This is a genomic window from Micromonospora sp. WMMD558 (genome assembly GCF_049315255.1).
In the GTDB taxonomy this organism is placed as follows: Bacteria; Actinomycetota; Actinomycetes; order Mycobacteriales; family Micromonosporaceae; genus Micromonospora.
The window spans coordinates 2,275,641-2,294,885 of sequence record NZ_CP186061.1 but is presented as its reverse complement, the minus strand read 5'-3'; the positions used below and the strand labels follow the sequence as shown (position 1 = coordinate 2,294,885).

Genomic DNA, 19,245 nt, shown 5'->3' with positions numbered 1-19,245 from the left:
AGCAGCCTTCCTTTTCTCTCGTGACGGGGATTGTCAGAACTCGAGCCCGGCTTCGCGGGCGGCGTCGGCGAGCGCGGCTACCCGCCCCGCGTACCGGTTGCCACCGCGGTCGAAGACGACCTTGGAGATGCCGGCCGCCTTCGCCCGCTCGGCGAGCAGCGCACCGACCTTGCCGGCCAGGGCGCTCTTGTCGCCCTCGGCGCCCCGCAGCGACGCGTCCAGGGTCGAGGCCGACGCCAGGGTGTGACCCTTGGTGTCGTCCACGATCTGGGCGACGATGTGCCGCAGGGAGCGGGTGACGACCAGGCGGGGACGCTCGGCCGTACCGCTGATGTTCTTGCGGACCCGGAAGTGCCGGCGCGCACGCCCGACGGCGCGCTTGGCGGCGACGCCGCGGCGGCGCTTGAGCAGCGTGGCGCTCACTTCTTACCTGCCTTTCCAGCCTTGCGGCGGATGACCTCGCCCTGGTACTTCACACCCTTGCCCTTGTAGGGCTCCGGCGGGCGGATCTTCCGGATGTTCGCGGCAACCTCGCCGACCAGCTGCTTGTCGATGCCGGCCACGTGGAACAGCGTCGGCTTCTCCACCGTGAAGGTGATGCCCTCCGGCGCCGGGACGAGGACCGGGTGCGAGAACCCGAGCGCGAACTCCAGGTCCTTGCCCTTGGCGGTGACCCGGTAACCGGTACCCGCGATCTCCAGGCTCTTGCGGTAGCCCTCGGTGACGCCGACGATCATGTTGGCGACCAGGGTACGGCTCAGGCCGTGGAGCTCCTTGGCCTTGCGCTCGTCGTTCGGGCGGGCGACGTTCAGCTGCCCGTCCTCGGCCCGCTCGATGGTGATCGGCTCGGCCAGGGTGTGCGAGAGCTCGCCCTTGGGGCCCTTGACCTTGACGGTCTGGCCGTCGATCGTGACGTCGACGCCGGCTGGCACCGGGATCGACTTACGTCCAATACGCGACATTTCTACCTGTCTCCCGTTACCAGACGAAGGCGAGGACTTCCCCGCCAACGCTCCGCTTGCGGGCCTGCCGATCGGTGAGCAGCCCCTGGGACGTCGAAATGATCGCCACGCCCAGACCGCCGAGCACCCGCGGGAGCTCGCCCGACTTGGCGTACACCCGGAGGCCGGGCTTGGACACGCGCTTGATGCCGGCCAGGCTCCGCTCGCGGTTCTGGCCGTACTTCAGCTCGACGACCAGTCGCTTGCCGACGGCGCCCTCCTCGGGCTCCTCGACCGACCAGGTGGCGATGTAACCCTCGGTCTTGAGGACCTCGGCGATGTTCGCCTTGATCTTCGAGTAGGGCATCGTCACCCGGTCGTGGTACGCCTGGTTGGCGTTACGCAGACGCGTGAGCATGTCTGCGATCGGGTCGGTCATCGTCATTAAACTCGTCAACCTTTCTCGCCGGGGTTCCCGGGACCACCCGGGCCTACGGCGAAGAGACAGTGCAGCTGACGCGCGGAGCGCGCCGGGCTATTACCAGGAAGCCTTGGACACGCCGGGCAGCTCACCGCGGTGGGCCATCTCCCGGATGCAGACCCGGCAGAGACCGAACTTGCGGTAGACCGCCTTCGGACGCCCGCACCGCTGGCAGCGGGTGTACGCGCGAACCGAGAACTTCGGCTTCGCGGCCGCCTTGAGGATCAGCGCCTTCTTGGCCATCTCAGTTCTCCTTGAACGGGAAGCCCAGGAGCTTGAGCAGCGCCCGGCCCTCGTCGTCGGTCGTGGCGGTGGTGACCACCGTGATGTCCATGCCCCGCTGGCGATCGATCTTGTCCTGGTCGATCTCGTGGAACACCGACTGCTCGGTCAGACCGAACGTGTAGTTGCCGTGCCCGTCGAGCTTGCGCCCGTCGAGGCCGCGGAAGTCACGGATACGCGGCAGTGCGATCGACAGCAGCCGGTCCAGGAACTCCCACATCCGGTCGCCGCGCAGGGTGACCTTCGCGCCGATCGGCATGCCCTCGCGCAGCTTGAACTGCGCGATGGACTTGGTGGCGCGCCGCACCTGCGGCTTCTGGCCGGTGATGGTCGCCAGATCGCGGACGGCGCCCTCGATCAGCTTGGCGTCCCGGGCGGCCTCGCCGACACCCATGTTGACGACGATCTTGACCAGCCGCGGCACCTGCATCGGGTTGCCGTAGTTGTACTGCTCGCGCAGCTGGGCCACGATCTCGTTGCGGTACCGCTCCTTGAGGCGCGGCATGGTCTTGGTTTCGGTAGCCGTGGTCATCACAGGTCCTTACCGGTGCTACGCGCGATGCGGACCTTCTGGCCGTTCTCGTCGATCCGGTAGCCGACGCGAGTCGGCTTGCCGTCGGAGTCCACGACCATCACGTTCGAGACGTGGATCGGGGCCTCCTGGGTGACGATGCCACCGGTCTTGGCGCCACGCTGGGTGGTGCTGATGCGGGTGTGCTTCTTGACCCGGTTCACGCCCTCGACCAGGACCTTGTCCTGCCGCGGGTAGGCCGCGATGACCTTGCCCTTGGCACCCTTGTCCTTGCCGGCGATGACGACGACCGTGTCGCCCTTCTTGACCTTCACGGTCACAACACCTCCGGCGCGAGAGAAATGATCTTCATGAACCGCTTGTCCCGCAGCTCCCGGCCCACCGGGCCGAAGATACGGGTGCCGCGCGGGTCCCCACCGTCCTTGATGATGACGGCGGCGTTCTCGTCGAAGCGGATGTACGAACCGTCCGGCCGCCGCCTCTCCTTGGCGGTGCGAACGACGACCGCCTTGACGACGTCGCCCTTCTTCACACCGGCACCGGGGATCGCGTCCTTGACGGTGGCCACGATGACGTCGCCGATGCTCGCGTAGCGCCGACCGGAGCCGCCGAGCACGCGGATGCACAGGATCTCCCGGGCACCCGTGTTGTCGGCGACGCGCAGTCGCGACTCCTGCTGAATCACGTCTATCTCCTATGTCTGCCGGTTCTCCGGCCGCACGAGGCGGCCGGAGCCTGGCGGAACCTGCGCCCGACCGATGCCGGCCGAGCTTGAGCCTTCGCTACTTGGCCTTCTCGAGGATCTCCACGAGCCGCCACCGCTTGGTGGCGGACAGCGGCCGGGTCTCCATGATCAGGACCCGGTCGCCAATGCCGGCGGCGTTCTGCTCGTCGTGGACCTTGAGCTTGCTGGTGCGGCGCATGATCTTGCCGTACAGCGCGTGCTTGACCCGGTCCTCGACCTCGACGACGACGGTCTTCTCCATCTTGTCGCTGACCACGAGACCCTCACGCACCTTGCGACGGGCCCGCGCGGCGGCGGTCGTGTTCTCGCTCATGAAGCAGTCACCTCAGTCGGCGCGGCCGAGAGCCCCAGCTCACGCTCACGCATGATCGTGTAGATCCGGGCGATCTCCCGACGGATGACCTGCAGCCGCCGGTTGTTGTCCAGCTGCCCGGTTGCGGCCTGCACGCGGAGGTTGAACAGCTCCGCCTTGGCCTCGCGCAGCTTCGTGACCAACTCCTCCTCGGAGAGCTCACGCAGCTCGGCGGCCTTAACGCCCGCTGCCATCAGGATTCACCCACTTCGCGCGTAACAATCCGGCACTTCATCGGGAGCTTGTGGATCGCGCGGCGCATCGCCTCACGCGCGATCTGCTCGTTGGGGAAGGACATCTCGAAGAGGACCCGCCCCGGCTTCACGTTCGCGACCCACCACTCGGGCGAACCCTTACCGGAACCCATCCGGGTCTCGGCCGGCTTCTTGGTGAGGGCCTGGTCCGGGAAGATCGTGATCCAGACCTTGCCGCCACGCTTGATGTGACGGGTCATCGCGATACGCGCCGACTCGATCTGGCGGTTGGTCACGTACGCCGGCTCGAGAGCCTGGATCCCGAACTCGCCGAACACCACCCGGTTACCACCCTTGGACGCGCCGCTGCGGTCCGGGTGGTGCGGCTTGCGGAAGCCCTTCGGGGGCTTGCGCGGCATCAGCATCTGTCAGCCCTCCTGCTGCGTTTCTGCCGCGGCGGCGACGGCGGACGCGTCCACCGGCTCGCCACTCGGCGTCTCGGCCTGCTGCGCGATGGTGGTCGCGGCTGCCCGGCCGGCCTCGGTGCCACCGGCGGTCGTGCCGGCGGAGCCGGACCGACCACGGCGCGGCCGCTCGGGGCGGTCGCCGCGCTCACGGCGCGGGCGCGACGGAGCCTCGGCCGGGGTCTCCCGACCCGGCACCGCGTCGCCCTTGTAGATCCAGACCTTCACGCCGATCCGGCCGAAGGTGGTACGGGCCTCGAAGAAGCCGTACTCGATGTTGGCCCGCAGCGTGTGCAGCGGAACCCGACCCTCGCGGTAGAACTCGGTCCGGCTCATCTCGGCGCCGCCGAGACGGCCCGAGACCTGGACCCGGATGCCCTTGCAGACCGGGTTCTTCATCGCGGACTGCATGGCCTTGCGCATCGCCCGACGGAAGCTGACCCGGCTGGACAGCTGCTCGGCCACGCCCTGCGCGACGAGCTGCGCGTCCGACTCGGGGCTCTTCACCTCGATGATGTTGAGCTGGACCTGCTTGCCGGTCAGCTTCTCGAGCTCGCCACGGATCCGGTCGGCCTCCGCGCCCTTACGGCCGATGACGATGCCCGGCCGGGCGGTGTGGATGTCGACGCGGACCCGGTCCCGGGTGCGCTCGATGTCGACCTTGGAGATCCCAGCGCGCTCGAGGCCCTTGGACATCATGCGGCGGATCTTGACGTCCTCGCCGATGTAGTCCTTGTAGAGCTTGTCCGCGAACCAGCGGGACTTCCAGTCGGTCGAGATGCCGAGCCGGAACCCGTGCGGGTGAACCTTCTGACCCATTACTCCGCACCCTCCGTCGTGCTCTGCGTCTCGGCCGGCGCAGCCTGCTTCGCCGGGGCCGCCTTCTTCGCCGCCGACTTCTTCGGCGCGGCCGGGGCGACCGCCTCGACCGCGACCGTGATGTGGCAGGTCCGCTTGCGGATCCGGTACGCCCGGCCCTGCGCCCGCGGCTGGAACCGCTTCATGGTCGGGCCCTCGTCCACGTACGCCTCGCTGACGAGCAGCGCGTCGGGGTCCAGCCGCTCGTTGTTCTCCGCGTTGGCGATCGCGCTCGCGAGCACCTTGTACACCTGCTCGCTCGCAGCCTGCGGCGCGAACTGCAGCACCGTGAGCGCCTCCTTCGCGGGCAGGCCGCGGACGAGGTTGACCACCCGGCGCGCCTTCATCGGCGAGATGCGCACGTACCGCGCAACCGCCCGCGCGCCCGGAAGCACCGGAGCGTCGCCCTTTCCTGGCATCGCTGTAACCCCTTGTTCCTCTATCCGTATGCCCGCGGCGTCAGCGCCGGCGGCTCTTCCGGTCGTCCTTCTCGTGACCCTTGAACGTGCGGGTCAGCGCGAACTCGCCGAGCTTGTGCCCGACCATCGCCTCGGTCACGAACACCGGGACGTGCTTGCGTCCGTCGTGCACCGCGATCGTGTGGCCCAGCATCTCGGGGATGATCGTCGAGCGCCGCGACCAGGTCTTGATGACGTTCTTCGTGCCCTTGTCGTTCTGCGTCTCCACCTTCTTGATCAGGTGGTCGTCGACGAACGGGCCCTTCTTCAGGCTGCGAGGCATGTCTTATCTCCCTCAGCCGCGCTTACGCGTGGCGTAGCGGCGGCGGACGATCAGCCGGTCACTCGGCTGGCCCTTACGACGGGTGCGGCCCTCGGGCTTACCCTGCGGGTTGACCGGGTGGCGACCGCCGGAGGTCTTACCCTCACCACCACCGTGCGGGTGGTCGACCGGGTTCATGGCGACACCACGGACGGTCGGGCGCTTGCCCTTCCAGCGCATGCGGCCGGCCTTGCCCCAGTTGATGTTCGACTGGTCGGCGTTGCCGATCTCACCGACGCTGGCGCGGCAGCGCACGTCCACCCGCCGGATCTCACCGGACGGCATGCGCAGGGTCGCGTACGCGCCCTCGCGGCCCAGCAGCTGGATGCCGACGCCGGCCGAACGGGCCAGCTTGGCGCCGCCACCCGGGCGCAGCTCCACGTTGTGGATCGTGGTACCCACCGGGATGTTGCGCAGCGGCAGGTTGTTGCCCGGCTTGATGTCGGCGCTCGGACCCGACTCGACGGTGTCGCCCTGCTTCAGGTCCTTCGGGGCGATGATGTAGCGCTTCTCGCCGTCGAGGTAGTGCAGCAGCGCGATCCGCGCGGTGCGGTTCGGGTCGTACTCGATGTGCGCGACCTTCGCCGGCACGCCGTCCTTGTCGACCCGCTTGAAGTCGATGATCCGGTACTGCCGCTTGTGGCCGCCACCGTGGTGCCGGGTGGTGATCCGGCCGTGGGCGTTGCGACCGCCCTTCTTCGGCAGCGGGGCCAGCAGCGACTTCTCCGGCGTCGACCGGGTGATCTCGGCGAAGTCGGCGACGCTCGAGCCACGCCGGCCCGGCGTCGTCGGCTTGTACTTACGGATAGCCATTGTCTACACCCCTCAGCTGACCGGGCCGCCGAAGGCCTCGATGCGGTCACCGTCAGCCAGCTTCACCATCGCCCGCTTGGTGTCCTTGCGCTTGCCGAACCCGGTGCGGGTCCGCTTGCGCTTGCCCTCGCGGTTGAGCGTGTTGACCGTCAGGACGCGGACGTTGAAGATCTGCTCGATAGCGATCTTGATCGCGGTCTTGTTCGCGTCCGGGTGCACCAGGAAGGTGTACCAGTTGCGGTTCAGCTCGCTGTAACTCTTCTCCGAGACGACCGGCGCCACGATGATGTCGCGCGGGTCGGCGATCGTGCTCACTTGCCACCCTCCTCGGTGGTCTCGGCGGGAACGCCCAGGAACTCGTCCAGGGCCTCCTTGGTGAAGACCACGTCGTCGGCCACCAGCACGTCGTACGTGTTGAGCTGGCCGGCTTCGATCAGGTGCACCCGCGGCTCGTTGCGCAGCGACACCCAGTTCAGCTCGTCGGTGCTGCTCAGCACGACCAGCACCCGGCGGGCGTCGGTCAGCTTCGTCAGCGTGGCCAGCGCGGCCTTGGTCGACGGCTTCTCGCCCGAGACGAACGCCTCGACGACGTGCACCTTGCCGGCGCGGGCCCGGTCCGAGAGGGCGCCACGGAGCGCGGCGGCCTTCATCTTCTTCGGGGTCCGCTGGCTGTAGTCGCGCGGCACGGGACCGTGCACCACGCCACCGCCGGCGAACTGCGGCGCGCGGATCGAGCCCTGCCGGGCACGACCGGTGCCCTTCTGCTTGTACGGCTTCTTGCCGCCGCCGGCGACCTCGCCGCGGGTCTTGGCCTTGTGCGTGCCCTGCCGGGCCGCCGCGAGCTGGGCCACCACGACCTGGTGCATCAGCGCGACGTTGGCCTGCGCGTCGAAGATGTCGGCGGGCAGCTCCACGGAGCCGCTCTTGGTGCCTTCGACGGTGAGGACGTCAACGGTGGTCACTTGGCCGCACCGCCCTTCTTCGCCTTGGTCTTGGCCGCGGTACGGACCAGGACCAGCGCGCCCTTGGGGCCGGGGATGGCGCCACGGACGAGCAGGAGGTTGTTCTCGGTGTCGACCGCCTGGACGGTCAGGTTCTGGACGGTGTAGCGCACGCCACCCATCCGGCCGGCCATCCGGGTGCCCTTGAAGACACGACCCGGGGTGGCGCAGGCGCCGATGGAGCCCGGCGAGCGGTGCTTGCGCTCGACACCGTGGCTGGCGCGCAGACCGTGGAAGCCGTGCCGCTTCATCGGGCCGGCGTAGCCCTTGCCCTTGGTCTTGCCGGTCACGTCGACCGAGATGCCGGCCGGGAACTGCTCGACCGTGACCTCCTGGCCGAGCGAGTACTCGGCGGCGTCGACCGTGCGCAGCTCGACGATGTGGCGCCGCGGCGCCACGTCGGCCTTCGCGTAGTGACCGCTGATCGGCTTCTTGACCTTGCGCGGGTCGATGGCGCCGTACGCCAGCTGGACCGCCGCGTAGCCGTCCCTCTCAGCGCTGCGAACCTGGCTGACGACGCACGGGCCGGCCTGCACCACGGTCACGGGAACAACACGGTTGTTGTCCCAGACCTGGGTCATGCCGAGCTTCGCGCCCAGGATCCCCTTGACTTGCCTGTCCATTTGTCCGATCCCTACAGCTTGATCTCGATGTCGACGCCAGCCGGCAGGTCGAGGCGCATGAGCGAGTCGACCGTCTTCGGGGTCGGGTCGATGATGTCGATCAGCCGCTTGTGCGTGCGCATCTCGAAGTGCTCGCGCGAGTCCTTGTACTTGTGCGGCGAGCGGATTACGCAGAAACGGTTGATCTCCGTGGGCAGCGGCACCGGGCCTGCGACCTGCGCCCCGGTGCGCGTCACCGTCTCGACGATCTTCCGAGCCGAGGAGTCGACGACCTCGTGGTCATAGGCCTTGAGCCGGATGCGGATCTTCTGTCCCGCCATGGTGGCTTCTGTTCCTTCTCTCGATGCCGCTGTGTTGCGGGCGCCTGTACCGGCTGGTACAGGCCCACTTCGCCGACCCCCGCGGTCGGGCGTGTCGCGCCCTCGGGCCAGGCTCCGCCCCGGGACTCCGGAGCGATACCGACCGCGCGGTGGGTCATGGCGCCGATCGCACTACCGCGACCTGGACGCCGTGCGAGGGTGGTTGGCGGACTGGCCGCCAACCACCCTACGCCCGACTGGCCCTCCCGCCCGGAGGTTCGGCAGAAGCCGAACGCAGGCGGTCGAACCGTCGTTACGCAACCTGACTAGTATGCCGCACGACCGGCGGCGGGTCTAATCGGGGTTACCCAGCTCACTTGATGATCTTGGTGACGCGACCCGCGCCAACCGTACGACCACCCTCGCGGATCGCGAACTTGAGGTTCTCCTCCATCGCGATCGGCTGGATGAGCTTGACGCTCATCGTGGTGTTGTCGCCCGGCATGACCATCTCGGTGCCCTCGGGGAGCGTGACGACACCGGTGACGTCCGTGGTCCGGAAGTAGAACTGCGGACGGTAGTTCTGGAAGAACGGGGTGTGCCGGCCGCCCTCCTCCTTGGAGAGGATGTAGACCGTCGCCTCGAACTCCGTGTGCGGGGTCGTGGTGCCCGGCTTGATGACGACCATGCCGCGCTCGACGTCCTCGCGCTTGATGCCACGCAGCAGCAGACCGACGTTCTCACCCGCGCGGGCCTCGTCGAGCAGCTTGCGGAACATCTCGATGCCGGTGCAGACCGTCTTCTGCGACTTCTCGCGGATACCGACGATCTCCACCTCCTCGTTCGGCTTGAGGATGCCGCGCTCCGCGCGACCGGTGACGACGGTGCCACGACCGGTGATCGTGAAGACATCCTCGATCGGCATGAGGAACGGCTTCTCGGTCTCGCGCTCCGGCTGCGGGATCGCGGTGTCGACCGCGCTCATCAGCTCGAGCAGCTTGCCGGTCCACTCGGGGTCACCCTCGAGGGCCTTCAGCGCCGACACCCGGACGACCGGCAGGTCGTCACCCGGGTACTCCTGCGCCGAGAGCAGCTCACGGACCTCGAGCTCGACGAGCTCCAGGAGCTCCTCGTCGTCGACCATGTCGCTCTTGTTGAGCGCCACGACGATGTACGGCACGCCGACCTGACGGGCCAGCAGCACGTGCTCGCGGGTCTGCGGCATCGGGCCGTCGGTCGCCGCGACCACCAGGATCGCGCCGTCCATCTGGGCGGCACCGGTGATCATGTTCTTGATGTAGTCGGCGTGACCGGGGCAGTCGACGTGCGCGTAGTGCCGCGCCTCGGTCTGGTACTCGACGTGCGCGATCGAGATCGTGATGCCGCGGGCCTTCTCCTCCGGCGCCTTGTCGATCTCGTCGAACGGCGTGTACGGGTTCAGGTCCGGGAACTGGTCGTGCAGGACCTTGGTGATGGCCGCCGTCAGCGTCGTCTTACCGTGGTCGATGTGACCAATGGTGCCGATGTTGACGTGCGGCTTAGTCCGCTCGAACTTCGCCTTCGCCACTGGTGTCCTCCTGTGGACTTTCTTGGTTCGTTCGCCCCGGTGCGCCGGTCGGCGCTTAGGACTCTGTCGACAGCCTTTCCGACCTGACGGCCGGAGAGCCTTTGTGGGTTCTGCGGCGATGAAGCCTACAGGCCCGGATTCACACAACCCGACCGAGGTGGCCGCGGGCGGGAGAACCCTCCCGCGACCACACCCGACTCATCGGATCAGCTCAGGCGAGCGTCACTCACCGGTCGCCTTGGCGATGATCTCCTTGGCCACCGAGGCCGGAACCTCGGCGTAGGAGTCGAACTGCATGCTGTAGCTAGCCCGGCCCTGGGTCTTCGACCGCAGGTCGCCGACGTAGCCGAACATCTCCGACAACGGCACCAGGGCGCGGACGACGCGGGCACCGCCGCGCTCCTCCATCGCCTGGATGATGCCGCGGCGGGAGTTGAGGTCGCCGATGACGTCACCCATGTTCTCCTCAGGAGTGGTGACCTCAACGGCCATCATCGGCTCGAGCAGCGCCGGGTCGGCCTTGCGGGCCGCCTCCTTGAGCGCCATCGAGCCGGCGATCTTGAACGCCATCTCGGACGAGTCGACCTCGTGGTACTGACCGTCCACCAGCGTCAGCTTCACGCCGACGAGCGGGAAGCCGGCGAGGATGCCGTACTGCATGGCGTCCTGCGCGCCCGCGTCCACCGAGGGGATGAACTCCCGGGGGATGCGGCCACCGGTGACGGCGTTCGCGAACTCGTAGGTCGGGGCCTCGTTGTCCAGCGGCAGCGGCTCCAGGCTGATGATCACCCGGGCGTACTGGCCGGAACCACCGGTCTGCTTCTTGTGGGTGTACTCGACCTTCTCCACCTGACGGCGGATGGTCTCGCGGTACGCCACCTGCGGCTTGCCGATGTTCGCCTCGACGTTGAACTCGCGGCGCATCCGGTCAACCAGGATGTCCAGGTGCAGCTCGCCCATGCCGGAGATGACCGTCTGGCCGGTCTCCTCGTCCAGCTTGACGCGGAAGGTCGGGTCCTCCTCGGCCAGCCGCTGGATGGCGGTGCTGAGCTTCTCCTGGTCGGCCTTGGTCTTCGGCTCGATGGCCACCTCGATGACCGGCTCCGGGAAGGTCATCGACTCGAGGATGACCGGGTTCGCCGGGTCGCACAGGGTGTCACCGGTGGTGGTCTGCTTCAGACCCTGGACCGCGATGATGTCGCCGGCCTTGGCGGAGCCGCGCTCCTCCCGCTTGTTGGCGTGCATCTGGTAGATCTTGCCGACCCGCTCCTTGCGGTCCTTGGTGGAGTTGACCACCTGGGACCCGGACTCGACCACGCCGGAGTAGACCCGGACGTAGGTGAGCTTGCCGAGGTGCTTGTCGGTCTGGATCTTGAACGCCAGGCCGGAGAACGGCTCCGAGGTGGACGGCTTCCGCTGCATCGGGGTCTCGCCGTCGGTCGCGGTGCCCTCGATCGCCGGAATGTCCAGCGGCGACGGCAGGTAGTCGACCACGGCGTCGAGCATCGGCTGGACGCCCTTGTTCTTGAAGGCGGAGCCACAGAGGACCGGGTTGGCCTTGCCGGAGATGGTGGCCCGGCGGATGGCGGCCTTGATCTCCTCGACGGAGATCTCCTCGCCCTCCAGGTACCGCTCCATCACCGAGTCGTCGACGTCGGCCAGCGTCTCCATCAGCTTCTCGCGCCACTCGGCGGCGGCGTCGGCCAGGTCGGCCGGGATCTCCTCGACCGCGTAGTCCTCACCCTTCTGGGTCTCCCCGCGCCAGGTGAGGGCGCGCATGCCGATCAGGTCCACGACGCCGATGTGGTCGGCCTCGGTCCCGATCGGGATCTGCAGCACGAGCGGCGTGGCGTTGAGCCGGTCGATCATCATCTGCACGCAGCGGAAGAAGTCGGCGCCGGTCCGGTCGAGCTTGTTGACGAAGCACATCCGGGGGACGTTGTACTTGTCGGCCTGACGCCAGACGTTCTCCGTCTGCGGCTCCACGCCGGCGACACCGTCGTAGACCGCGACCGCACCGTCCAGAACGCGCAGCGACCGCTCGACCTCGACCGTGAAGTCGACGTGGCCGGGCGTGTCGATGATCTGGATCGTGTGGCCCTTCCACTCGCACTTCGTGGCGGCGGAAGTGATGGTGATACCGCGCTCCTGCTCCTGCTCCATCCAGTCCATGACGGCAGCGCCCTCGTGGACCTCACCGATCTTGTAGGTGATACCGGTGTAGAACAGGATCCGCTCGGTGGTAGTGGTCTTACCGGCATCGATGTGCGCCATGATGCCGATGTTGCGTACGTTGGCGAGCGCGTCTGCGGCGGCCACTTCAATCCCTACTTATCGTCGTCTCGACACAACTGGTGGCGGTTCCGGCGCCTGGTGGGCGCCGGAACCAAGGTGTTACCAGCGGTAGTGCGCGAAGGCCTTGTTGGACTCGGCCATCTTGTGGGTGTCCTCGCGCCGCTTGACGGCGGCACCGAGGCCGTTGCTCGCGTCCAGCAGCTCGTTCATCAGCCGCTCGACCATGGTCTTCTCGCGCCGCGCCCGGGCGTAGGTGACCAGCCAGCGCAGACCCAGGGTGGTCGCGCGGGCCGGGCGCACCTCGACCGGCACCTGGTAGGTGGCGCCACCGACGCGGCGGCTGCGCACCTCGAGGGTCGGCTTGACGTTGTCCATCGCCCGCTTCAGGGTGACGACCGGGTCGGTGCCGGACTTCTCGCGGCAGCCCTCGAGGGCCGCGTACACGATGCTCTCGGCGAGCTGCCGCTTGCCGCGCAGCAGGATCTTGTTCACCAGCTGGGTGACCAGCGGCGAGTTGTACACCGGGTCAGCGACCAGCGGCCGCCGCGGAGCGGGTCCCTTACGCGGCATGTCAGCTCTTCTCCTTCTTCGCGCCGTAACGGCTGCGCGCCTGCTTGCGGTTGCGGACACCCTGGGTGTCCAGCGAACCGCGAACGATCTTGTACCGCACGCCGGGGAGGTCCTTCACACGGCCGCCACGCACGAGCACGATCGAGTGCTCCTGCAGGTTGTGGCCGACGCCCGGGATGTAGGCGGTCACCTCGATCTGGCTGCTGAGCTTGACACGAGCGACCTTGCGCAGCGCCGAGTTCGGCTTCTTCGGGGTGGTGGTGTACACGCGGGTGCACACGCCGCGCCGCTGGGGAGACCCCTTGAGCGCCGGGGTCTTGGTCTTGGTCGTCTTGGCCTGGCGGCCCTTTCGGACCAGCTGCTGAATGGTGGGCACCGGGTTTCTCCGCTCCCTTCGGCCGCTGCGAGGCGACCGCGCCGTCTGCTCTAGCCGGCCGGATGGACGGCTCTCCTACATTCCAACCAGGGCCACCTGACGGGGTCCCAGCACCCGCGGTCGGGCGTGTCGCCCGGCTCACGGTTCCCGGATCGTCGCTCGCGCGGAACCCGGGGGTCTGTCACCGGCACGCGGCAGGCCGTGCGCCGGATCTTCTGGCTTCGTCGCGCTGCCGCAGGACCATCGGCTGATCGGATCCAGCGCACGCACGAGTTGCCCGGGCTGGCCCGGGCACAAGGGGAAAGAGTACCTACCACAACCGCGCCGGTCAAAACGGGGCGGCCGGCGAAGCGTCTCGCCGCCCGCCGATCGGAACCGTGCTGCCTGCGCGCCCGCGATGGGCACCTACGGACACAAGTGTACCGGCTGCACCGGGAAGTGGCCCCTCGGCCCCGGGGTTCCCTCGGGCTCCCGCCCGGCGGTCGCCCCGTTGGTCACGCCAGCGACACCAGCAACGCCAGCCCCAGCCCGAGCAGGCTGAGCAGCAGCCCGGCGCCGCCGCAACTGACGCCGGAGATGGCCAGGCCGCGCCCGGTGAACCGGACCGCCGGCGGTGCCGCGGGACGGCGGATCTGCCGTATCGCGAGCAGGCCGGCGCCGACGGCACCCGCCCCGGTCAGGACGCCGAGCACGGTGAAGGCGCCGGCGGCCCAGACGCCGTCCCGGTCCGGCCCCACCGCCCCGAAGCAGATCACCAGCAGCGAGACCAGGATCGAGACGATCCCGGCCACCAGCGAACCCACCGCCAGGCCGGAGGCGACCGGCGGCACGTCGATGTGCACCACGCCGAAGGGCGTGCCGGGCACCGGATCGACCCGTCGCGGACGCCCCACCGCGTCCCGTGGCGGGGGCGGCGGCACGGCGGGCAGGGAGCCCCATCCCGCGGCGGCCGTCGGCGGCGTGCCGCCCGGCCCGGTCGGAACACCCCACCCGGCCCCGGAGACCGTCGCGGGAGCGGTCGGCAGCCCCGCCGGCGGCGGGCCGGCGGGCATCGCGGGTGGCCCGGACGGCCCGGACGGCGGGCCGGCAGGCATCGCGGGTGGCCCGGACGGCCCGGACGGCGGGCCGGCAGGCATCGCGGGCGGCCCGGACGGCCCAGACGGCTGGCCGGCGGGCATCGCGGGTGGCCCGGACGGGGGCGGGCCGGCGGGCACGGCGTGCGGCGGCCCGGAAGGCGGACTCGTCGGGCCGGCGGCCGGGCCCGGCGGCGATCCGGCACCCGGGCTCGTCGGGCCGACGGCCGGGGCCGATCCGGCACCGGGGCTCGCCGTGGCGTCGGCCGAGGGCCGGGACCAGGGCTCGGAGGTCGGCGCCGGAGACGGCGGCGAGCCGTCCGGGGGCGTCCACCCGTCCGGAGCGGAGGGGGTGGCCGGCCGACCGGGCGTCGTCGGGTCGGTGCCCTGCGGTCGCGCCGGGTCGGTCACGGGTCCTCCTGTCGGAAGTCGACGTCCACGCACCGGGCGACGGACACCGGTCAGGCTACCGCCGTCGGGCGAGCCGACGACGCCCGGCGCGGGTGGTTCGCCCGCGCCGGTCAGTTCACGTTCGGCGCGAAGTCCTGCCCGTAGGGTGCCTCGGCGAGCCGGATCACGCCGACCACCACCGCGGCGACCACGGCGACCGCGACGAGCACCAGGCCCGTCCAGGCCAGGCGCTCCCCCCGCCGCAGCCAGGCCGCGCCGGTGAGGAAACCCCCCGAGGCGTACGCCTCACGGCGCGCCTGCCGCGCCAGCCGGAGGGCGACCGTCGCAGGCACCACTCCCCCGATGAACAGGCCGGTCAGCGCGCCGATCAGCCCGAGTGCGAAGACCGCCCGCGCTTTCGTTGCCCGGGTCGGATCCGGGTCGAGTGGATGCCGCGGCGGCCCCGCGAGCGGGGCGACCGGGGCGGGCCCGGGAGCGGTGGTCATGCCCTCCATCATGCCCCGCCCCGTCGGAGCTGGTCGGCGGGAAAGTCGGGCCCACCCCGTTACGGCGTGCGGGTCGTCGACCTCGGCGAGTACGGTGTCGATCTCTCCGACATCTCCGCGCCCCGACGACCGGCAGCGGGGGCCGGAGACACGACGAGGCCCCCGGCGGATGCCGGGGGCCTCGTGCGTGCGCTCCTTAGCGGTACGACCCGAAGTCGAAGTCGTCCAGCGGAACCGCCTGGCCGCTGGCCGGCCCGAAGCCGTAGTCGGTCTCCGGGTAGCCGGTCATCGAGTAGACCTTGGCCTTCGCCTCCTCGGTCGGCTCGACCCGGACGTTGCGGTACTTGCTGATGCCCGTACCGGCCGGGATGAGCTTACCGATGATCACATTCTCCTTGAGGCCGATCAGCGAGTCGCTGCGGGCGTGGATCGCCGCGTCCGTCAGCACCCGGGTGGTCTCCTGGAAGGAGGCCGCCGACAACCAGGAGTCCGTGGCCAGCGAGGCCTTGGTGATACCCATCAGCACCGGGCGACCGGCGGCGGGCTCGCCACCCTCCGACACGAGTCGGCGGTTCTCCGACTCGAACAGCGCCCGGTCGACCAGCACGCCCGGCAGGAACTCGGTCGAGCCGGAGTCGATGACCGTCACCCGCTTGAGCATCTGGCGGATGATGATCTCGATGTGCTTGTCGTGGATGAGCACACCCTGCGAGCGGTAGACCTCCTGGACCTCCTGGGTCAGGTGGACCTGGACCGCACGCGGGCCGAGGATGCGCAGCAGCTCGTGCGGGTCGACCGTACCCACGGTGAGCTTCTCGCCGACCTCGACGTGGTCGCCGTCGTTGGCCAGGAGCCGGACCCGCTTCGAGATCTTGTCGTAGACGATCTCGTCGCTGCCGTCGTCCGGCACCACGATGATCTTCCGCGACCGCTCGCCGTCCTCGATGCGCACGCGACCCGGGGTGTCGGCGATGGGCGCCTTGCCCTTGGGCACGCGGGCCTCGAAGATCTCCTGGACACGCGGCAGACCCTGGGTGATGTCCTCACCGGCGACACCACCGGTGTGGAAGGTACGCATGGTCAGCTGCGTACCGGGCTCACCGATCGACTGGGCGGCGATGATGCCGACCGCCTCGCCGACGTCCACGGTCTTGCCGGTCGGCAGCGAGCGGCCGTAGCACGCACCGCAGACGCCCAGCTTCGACTCGCAGGTGAGCACGCTCCGCACCCGGACCGTCTCCACCCCGGCCGCGACGATCCGGTCGACCAGGATCGAGTTGATGTCCGAGCCCCGCTCGGCGACGACGGTGCCGTCCGGCCCCTTGATGTCGTCGGCGAGGGTACGGGCGTGCACGCTGGTCTCGGCGTGCTCGTGCACGACCAGCTGACCGTCCCGCTTCTGGCCGATCTGCATCGGGATGGCACGGTCGGTGCCGCAGTCCTCCTCGCGGATGATGACGTCCTGCGAGACGTCCACCAGACGCCGGGTCAGGTAACCCGAGTCGGCGGTACGCAGGGCCGTGTCCGCGAGACCCTTCCGGGCACCGTGCGTGGAGATGAAGTACTCCAGCACGGACAGACCCTCCCGGTAGCTGGCCTTGATGGGCCGCGGGATGATCTCACCCTTCGGGTTGGCCACCAGACCACGGATCGCCGCGATCTGCCGGAGCTGGAGCAGGTTACCGCGGGCACCCGAGTTGATCATCTTCCACAGCGGGTTCTCCTGCGGCAGCGCGGTGTCCATCTCCTTGGCGACCTCGTTGGTCGCCTTGGTCCAGATCTCGATGAGCTCGCCGCGGCGCTCCTCGGCGGTCATCAGACCACGCTGGTACTGCTTGTCGATCCGGTCGGCTTCCTTCTCGTACCGCTCCAGGATCTCCCGCTTGCGCGGCGGTGCGATGACGTCCTCCATGCCGATCGTCACGCCGGACCAGGTGGCCCAGTGGAAACCGGCCTCCTTGAGCCCGTCGAGGGTGGCCGCGAGGGCCACCTTCGGGAAGCGCTCGGCGAGGTCGTTGACGATCGCGGAGAGCTGGCCCTTGCGGATCTCGTAGTTCACGAAGCGGTAGCCCGGGGGCAGCGTCTCGTTGAACAGGACCCGGCCGAGCGTGGTCTCCACGGTGACGGGGTCACCCTCGACCCAGCCCTCGGGAGCGGTCCACGCCTCGGTGCCGGGGCCGTTGTCGACACCGACCAGCCCGCGCAGCCGGATCTTCACCGGGGCCTGCAGGTGCAGCTCGCCGTTGTCGAACGCCATCCGCGCCTCGGCGTCCGAGCTGAACGCCCGGCCCTCGCCGCGCTCACCGGCGGTGAGGTGGGTGAGGTGGTAGAGACCGATGATCATGTCCTGGGTGGGCATGGTCACCGGCTTGCCGTCGGCCGGCTTGAGGATGTTGTTCGACGAGAGCATCAGGATCCGCGCCTCGGCCTGGGCCTCGGCGGACAGCGGCACGTGGACCGCCATCTGGTCACCGTCGAAGTCGGCGTTGAACGCGGTGCAGACCAGCGGGTGGATCTGGATGGCCTTGCCCTCGACCAGCTGCGGCTCGAAGGCCTGGATGCCCAGCCGGTGCAGGGTCGGCGCCCGGTTGAGCAGCACCGGGTGCTCGCCGATGACCTCTTCCAGCACGTCCCAGACGACCGGCCGCTGCCGCTCGACCATCCGCTTGGCGGACTTGATGTTCTGCGCGTGGTTGAGGTCGACCAGCCGCTTCATCACGAACGGCTTGAACAGCTCCAGCGCCATCTGCTTGGGCAGGCCGCACTGGTGCAGCTTGAGCTTCGGGCCGACCACGATGACCGAACGGCCGGAGTAGTCGACGCGCTTGCCCAGCAGGTTCTGGCGGAACCGGCCCTGCTTGCCCTTGAGCATGTCGGACAGCGACTTGAGCGGGCGGTTGCCCGGACCGGTCACCGGCCGGCCACGTCGGCCGTTGTCGAACAGCGCGTCGACGGCCTCCTGGAGCATCCGCTTCTCGTTGTTGACGATGATCTCGGGCGCGCCGAGGTCGATCAGCCGCTTGAGGCGGTTGTTCCGGTTGATGACGCGGCGGTACAGGTCGTTCAGGTCGGAGGTCGCGAACCGGCCACCGTCGAGCTGCACCATCGGCCGCAGGTCCGGCGGGATGACCGGAACGCAGTCCAGCACCATGCCGAGCGGCGAGTTGCGGGTGTTCAGGAACGCCGCGACGACCTTGAGCCGCTTGAGCGCCCGGATCTTCCGCTGGCCCTTGCCGGTGCGGATGGTCTCCCGCAGGCTCTCCGCCTCGGCGTCGAGGTCCATGTTCTGGACGAGCGCCTTGATGGCCTCGGCGCCCATGCCGCCGGTGAAGTACTCACCGAACCGGTCGCGCAGCTCCCGGTAGAGCAGCTCGTCGGTGACCAGCTGCTTCGGCTCCAGCTTGCGGAAGGTGTCCAGCACCTCGTCCAGGCGGTCGATCTCGCGCTGGGCCCGGTCGCGGATCTGGCGCATCTCGCGCTCTCCGCCCTCCTTGACCTTGCGCCGGACGTCCGCCTTGGCACCCTCGGCCTCCAGCTCGGCCAGGTCGGCCTCGAGCTTGGCGGCCCGCTTCTCGATCTCCGAGTCGCGGCTGTTCTCGGCCTGCCGCTTCTCGGCCAGGATCTCGTTCTCGATCGTCGAGAGGTCACGGTGACGCGCCTCGGCGTCCACGCTGGTCACGACGTACGAGGCGAAGTAGATGATCTTCTCGAGGTCCTTCGGGGCGAGGTCCAGCAGGTAGCCCAGCCGGCTCGGCACGCCCTTGAAGTACCAGATGTGGGTCACCGGAGCGGCCAGCTCGATGTGCCCCATCCGCTCACGACGGACCTTGGAGCGGGTCACCTCGACGCCGCAGCGCTCGCAGATGATGCCCTTGAAGCGGACCCGCTTGTACTTACCGCAGTAGCACTCCCAGTCCCGCTGAGGACCGAAGATCTTCTCGCAGAAGAGCCCGTCCTTCTCCGGCTTCAGGGTGCGGTAGTTGATCGTCTCAGGCTTCTTGACCTCGCCGTGGGACCACTGACGGATGTCGTCGGCGGTGGCGAGGCCGATGCGCAGCTCGTCGAAGAAGTTGACGTCGAGCACTATGTCCCCTATGTCGTCG

25 protein-coding genes are annotated in these 19,245 nt (G+C 69.0%); all 25 read right to left on the bottom strand.

Annotated elements, in window-relative coordinates:
* Positions 1 to 33: 33 nt before the first annotated feature.
* Positions 34 to 423, bottom strand: coding sequence for a 50S ribosomal protein L18 (rplR, locus tag ACN26Y_RS11235; RefSeq protein ID WP_073834923.1), 390 nt, complete (start codon positions 421 to 423; stop codon positions 34 to 36).
* Positions 420 to 962 (bottom strand): 50S ribosomal protein L6, encoded by a 543-nt coding sequence (gene rplF / locus ACN26Y_RS11230; protein WP_155330236.1) that lies wholly within the window; start codon positions 960 to 962, stop codon positions 420 to 422. The genes rplR and rplF overlap by 4 nt, the downstream gene beginning before the upstream one ends.
* Positions 963 to 978: 16 nt before the next feature.
* Complete coding sequence (gene rpsH, locus ACN26Y_RS11225) at positions 979 to 1,386, bottom strand: 30S ribosomal protein S8 (RefSeq protein WP_155330235.1); 408 nt, start codon at positions 1,384 to 1,386, stop codon at positions 979 to 981.
* Between the two features lie 93 nt (positions 1,387 to 1,479).
* A complete protein-coding gene (locus ACN26Y_RS11220) occupies positions 1,480 to 1,665 on the bottom strand; it encodes a type Z 30S ribosomal protein S14 (RefSeq protein ID WP_007073023.1) in 186 nt (61 codons plus the stop codon).
* 1 nt (position 1,666) lies between these two features.
* On the bottom strand, positions 1,667 to 2,236 hold the full coding sequence (gene rplE / locus ACN26Y_RS11215; protein ID WP_155330234.1) for a 50S ribosomal protein L5: 570 nt from the start codon (positions 2,234 to 2,236) through the stop codon (positions 1,667 to 1,669).
* Positions 2,236 to 2,556: a 50S ribosomal protein L24 gene (rplX, locus tag ACN26Y_RS11210; protein WP_012184319.1), complete on the bottom strand. Its 321-nt coding sequence runs from the start codon at positions 2,554 to 2,556 to the stop codon at positions 2,236 to 2,238. The genes rplE and rplX overlap by 1 nt, the downstream gene beginning before the upstream one ends.
* Positions 2,553 to 2,921 carry a 50S ribosomal protein L14 gene (gene rplN, locus ACN26Y_RS11205; RefSeq protein ID WP_007465279.1) on the bottom strand — a complete coding sequence of 123 codons (369 nt, stop codon included), beginning with the start codon at positions 2,919 to 2,921 and terminating at the stop codon, positions 2,553 to 2,555. Before rplN ends, rplX begins: the two co-directional genes overlap by 4 nt.
* A 97-nt stretch (positions 2,922 to 3,018) precedes the next feature.
* Positions 3,019 to 3,294: a 30S ribosomal protein S17 gene (gene rpsQ, locus ACN26Y_RS11200; RefSeq protein ID WP_155330233.1), complete on the bottom strand. Its 276-nt coding sequence runs from the start codon at positions 3,292 to 3,294 to the stop codon at positions 3,019 to 3,021.
* Positions 3,291 to 3,527 (bottom strand): 50S ribosomal protein L29, encoded by a 237-nt coding sequence (gene rpmC, locus ACN26Y_RS11195; RefSeq protein ID WP_088982056.1) that lies wholly within the window; start codon positions 3,525 to 3,527, stop codon positions 3,291 to 3,293. The genes rpsQ and rpmC overlap by 4 nt, the downstream gene beginning before the upstream one ends.
* Positions 3,527 to 3,952 carry a 50S ribosomal protein L16 gene (gene rplP / locus ACN26Y_RS11190; RefSeq protein WP_007465292.1) on the bottom strand — a complete coding sequence of 142 codons (426 nt, stop codon included), beginning with the start codon at positions 3,950 to 3,952 and terminating at the stop codon, positions 3,527 to 3,529. The genes rpmC and rplP overlap by 1 nt, the downstream gene beginning before the upstream one ends.
* 3 nt (positions 3,953 to 3,955) lie before the next feature.
* Complete coding sequence (gene rpsC, locus ACN26Y_RS11185) at positions 3,956 to 4,810, bottom strand: 30S ribosomal protein S3 (RefSeq protein ID WP_155330232.1); 855 nt, start codon at positions 4,808 to 4,810, stop codon at positions 3,956 to 3,958.
* Positions 4,810 to 5,268 carry a 50S ribosomal protein L22 gene (gene rplV, locus ACN26Y_RS11180; RefSeq protein ID WP_155330231.1) on the bottom strand — a complete coding sequence of 153 codons (459 nt, stop codon included), beginning with the start codon at positions 5,266 to 5,268 and terminating at the stop codon, positions 4,810 to 4,812. The genes rpsC and rplV overlap by 1 nt, the downstream gene beginning before the upstream one ends.
* A 40-nt stretch (positions 5,269 to 5,308) precedes the next feature.
* Positions 5,309 to 5,590 carry a 30S ribosomal protein S19 gene (rpsS, locus tag ACN26Y_RS11175; protein ID WP_091125151.1) on the bottom strand — a complete coding sequence of 94 codons (282 nt, stop codon included), beginning with the start codon at positions 5,588 to 5,590 and terminating at the stop codon, positions 5,309 to 5,311.
* Positions 5,591 to 5,602: 12 nt separating this feature from the next.
* Positions 5,603 to 6,442 carry a 50S ribosomal protein L2 gene (rplB, locus tag ACN26Y_RS11170; protein ID WP_155330230.1) on the bottom strand — a complete coding sequence of 280 codons (840 nt, stop codon included), beginning with the start codon at positions 6,440 to 6,442 and terminating at the stop codon, positions 5,603 to 5,605.
* 12 nt (positions 6,443 to 6,454) lie between these two features.
* A complete protein-coding gene (rplW, locus tag ACN26Y_RS11165; protein ID WP_091125159.1) occupies positions 6,455 to 6,757 on the bottom strand; it encodes a 50S ribosomal protein L23 in 303 nt (100 codons plus the stop codon).
* Positions 6,754 to 7,404, bottom strand: coding sequence for a 50S ribosomal protein L4 (gene rplD / locus ACN26Y_RS11160; protein WP_155330229.1), 651 nt, complete (start codon positions 7,402 to 7,404; stop codon positions 6,754 to 6,756). The genes rplW and rplD overlap by 4 nt, the downstream gene beginning before the upstream one ends.
* The gene (rplC, locus tag ACN26Y_RS11155; RefSeq protein ID WP_155330228.1) at positions 7,401 to 8,066 is read right to left on the bottom strand and encodes a 50S ribosomal protein L3; all 666 of its coding nucleotides are present in this window, start codon (positions 8,064 to 8,066) and stop codon (positions 7,401 to 7,403) included. The genes rplD and rplC overlap by 4 nt, the downstream gene beginning before the upstream one ends.
* A gap of 11 nt (positions 8,067 to 8,077) precedes the next feature.
* The gene (gene rpsJ / locus ACN26Y_RS11150; RefSeq protein ID WP_007073037.1) at positions 8,078 to 8,386 is read right to left on the bottom strand and encodes a 30S ribosomal protein S10; all 309 of its coding nucleotides are present in this window, start codon (positions 8,384 to 8,386) and stop codon (positions 8,078 to 8,080) included.
* 352 nt (positions 8,387 to 8,738) lie between these two features.
* A complete protein-coding gene (tuf, locus tag ACN26Y_RS11145; protein ID WP_155330227.1) occupies positions 8,739 to 9,932 on the bottom strand; it encodes an elongation factor Tu in 1,194 nt (397 codons plus the stop codon).
* 222 nt (positions 9,933 to 10,154) lie between these two features.
* Positions 10,155 to 12,251, bottom strand: coding sequence for an elongation factor G (fusA, locus tag ACN26Y_RS11140; RefSeq protein ID WP_155330226.1), 2,097 nt, complete (start codon positions 12,249 to 12,251; stop codon positions 10,155 to 10,157).
* A gap of 75 nt (positions 12,252 to 12,326) precedes the next feature.
* Positions 12,327 to 12,797 (bottom strand): 30S ribosomal protein S7, encoded by a 471-nt coding sequence (gene rpsG, locus ACN26Y_RS11135; protein ID WP_155330225.1) that lies wholly within the window; start codon positions 12,795 to 12,797, stop codon positions 12,327 to 12,329.
* 1 nt (position 12,798) lies between these two features.
* A complete protein-coding gene (rpsL, locus tag ACN26Y_RS11130; protein ID WP_007465318.1) occupies positions 12,799 to 13,173 on the bottom strand; it encodes a 30S ribosomal protein S12 in 375 nt (124 codons plus the stop codon).
* Positions 13,174 to 13,667: 494 nt separating this feature from the next.
* Positions 13,668 to 14,039 (bottom strand): hypothetical protein, encoded by a 372-nt coding sequence (locus tag ACN26Y_RS11125; protein ID WP_155330224.1) that lies wholly within the window; start codon positions 14,037 to 14,039, stop codon positions 13,668 to 13,670.
* Between the two features lie 728 nt (positions 14,040 to 14,767).
* Positions 14,768 to 15,142: a hypothetical protein gene (locus ACN26Y_RS11120; protein ID WP_155330223.1), complete on the bottom strand. Its 375-nt coding sequence runs from the start codon at positions 15,140 to 15,142 to the stop codon at positions 14,768 to 14,770.
* Between the two features lie 196 nt (positions 15,143 to 15,338).
* Entirely contained in the window at positions 15,339 to 19,226 is a 3,888-nt protein-coding gene (locus ACN26Y_RS11115; protein WP_155330222.1) for a DNA-directed RNA polymerase subunit beta', read from the bottom strand.
* Between the last annotated feature and the right edge of the window lie 19 nt (positions 19,227 to 19,245).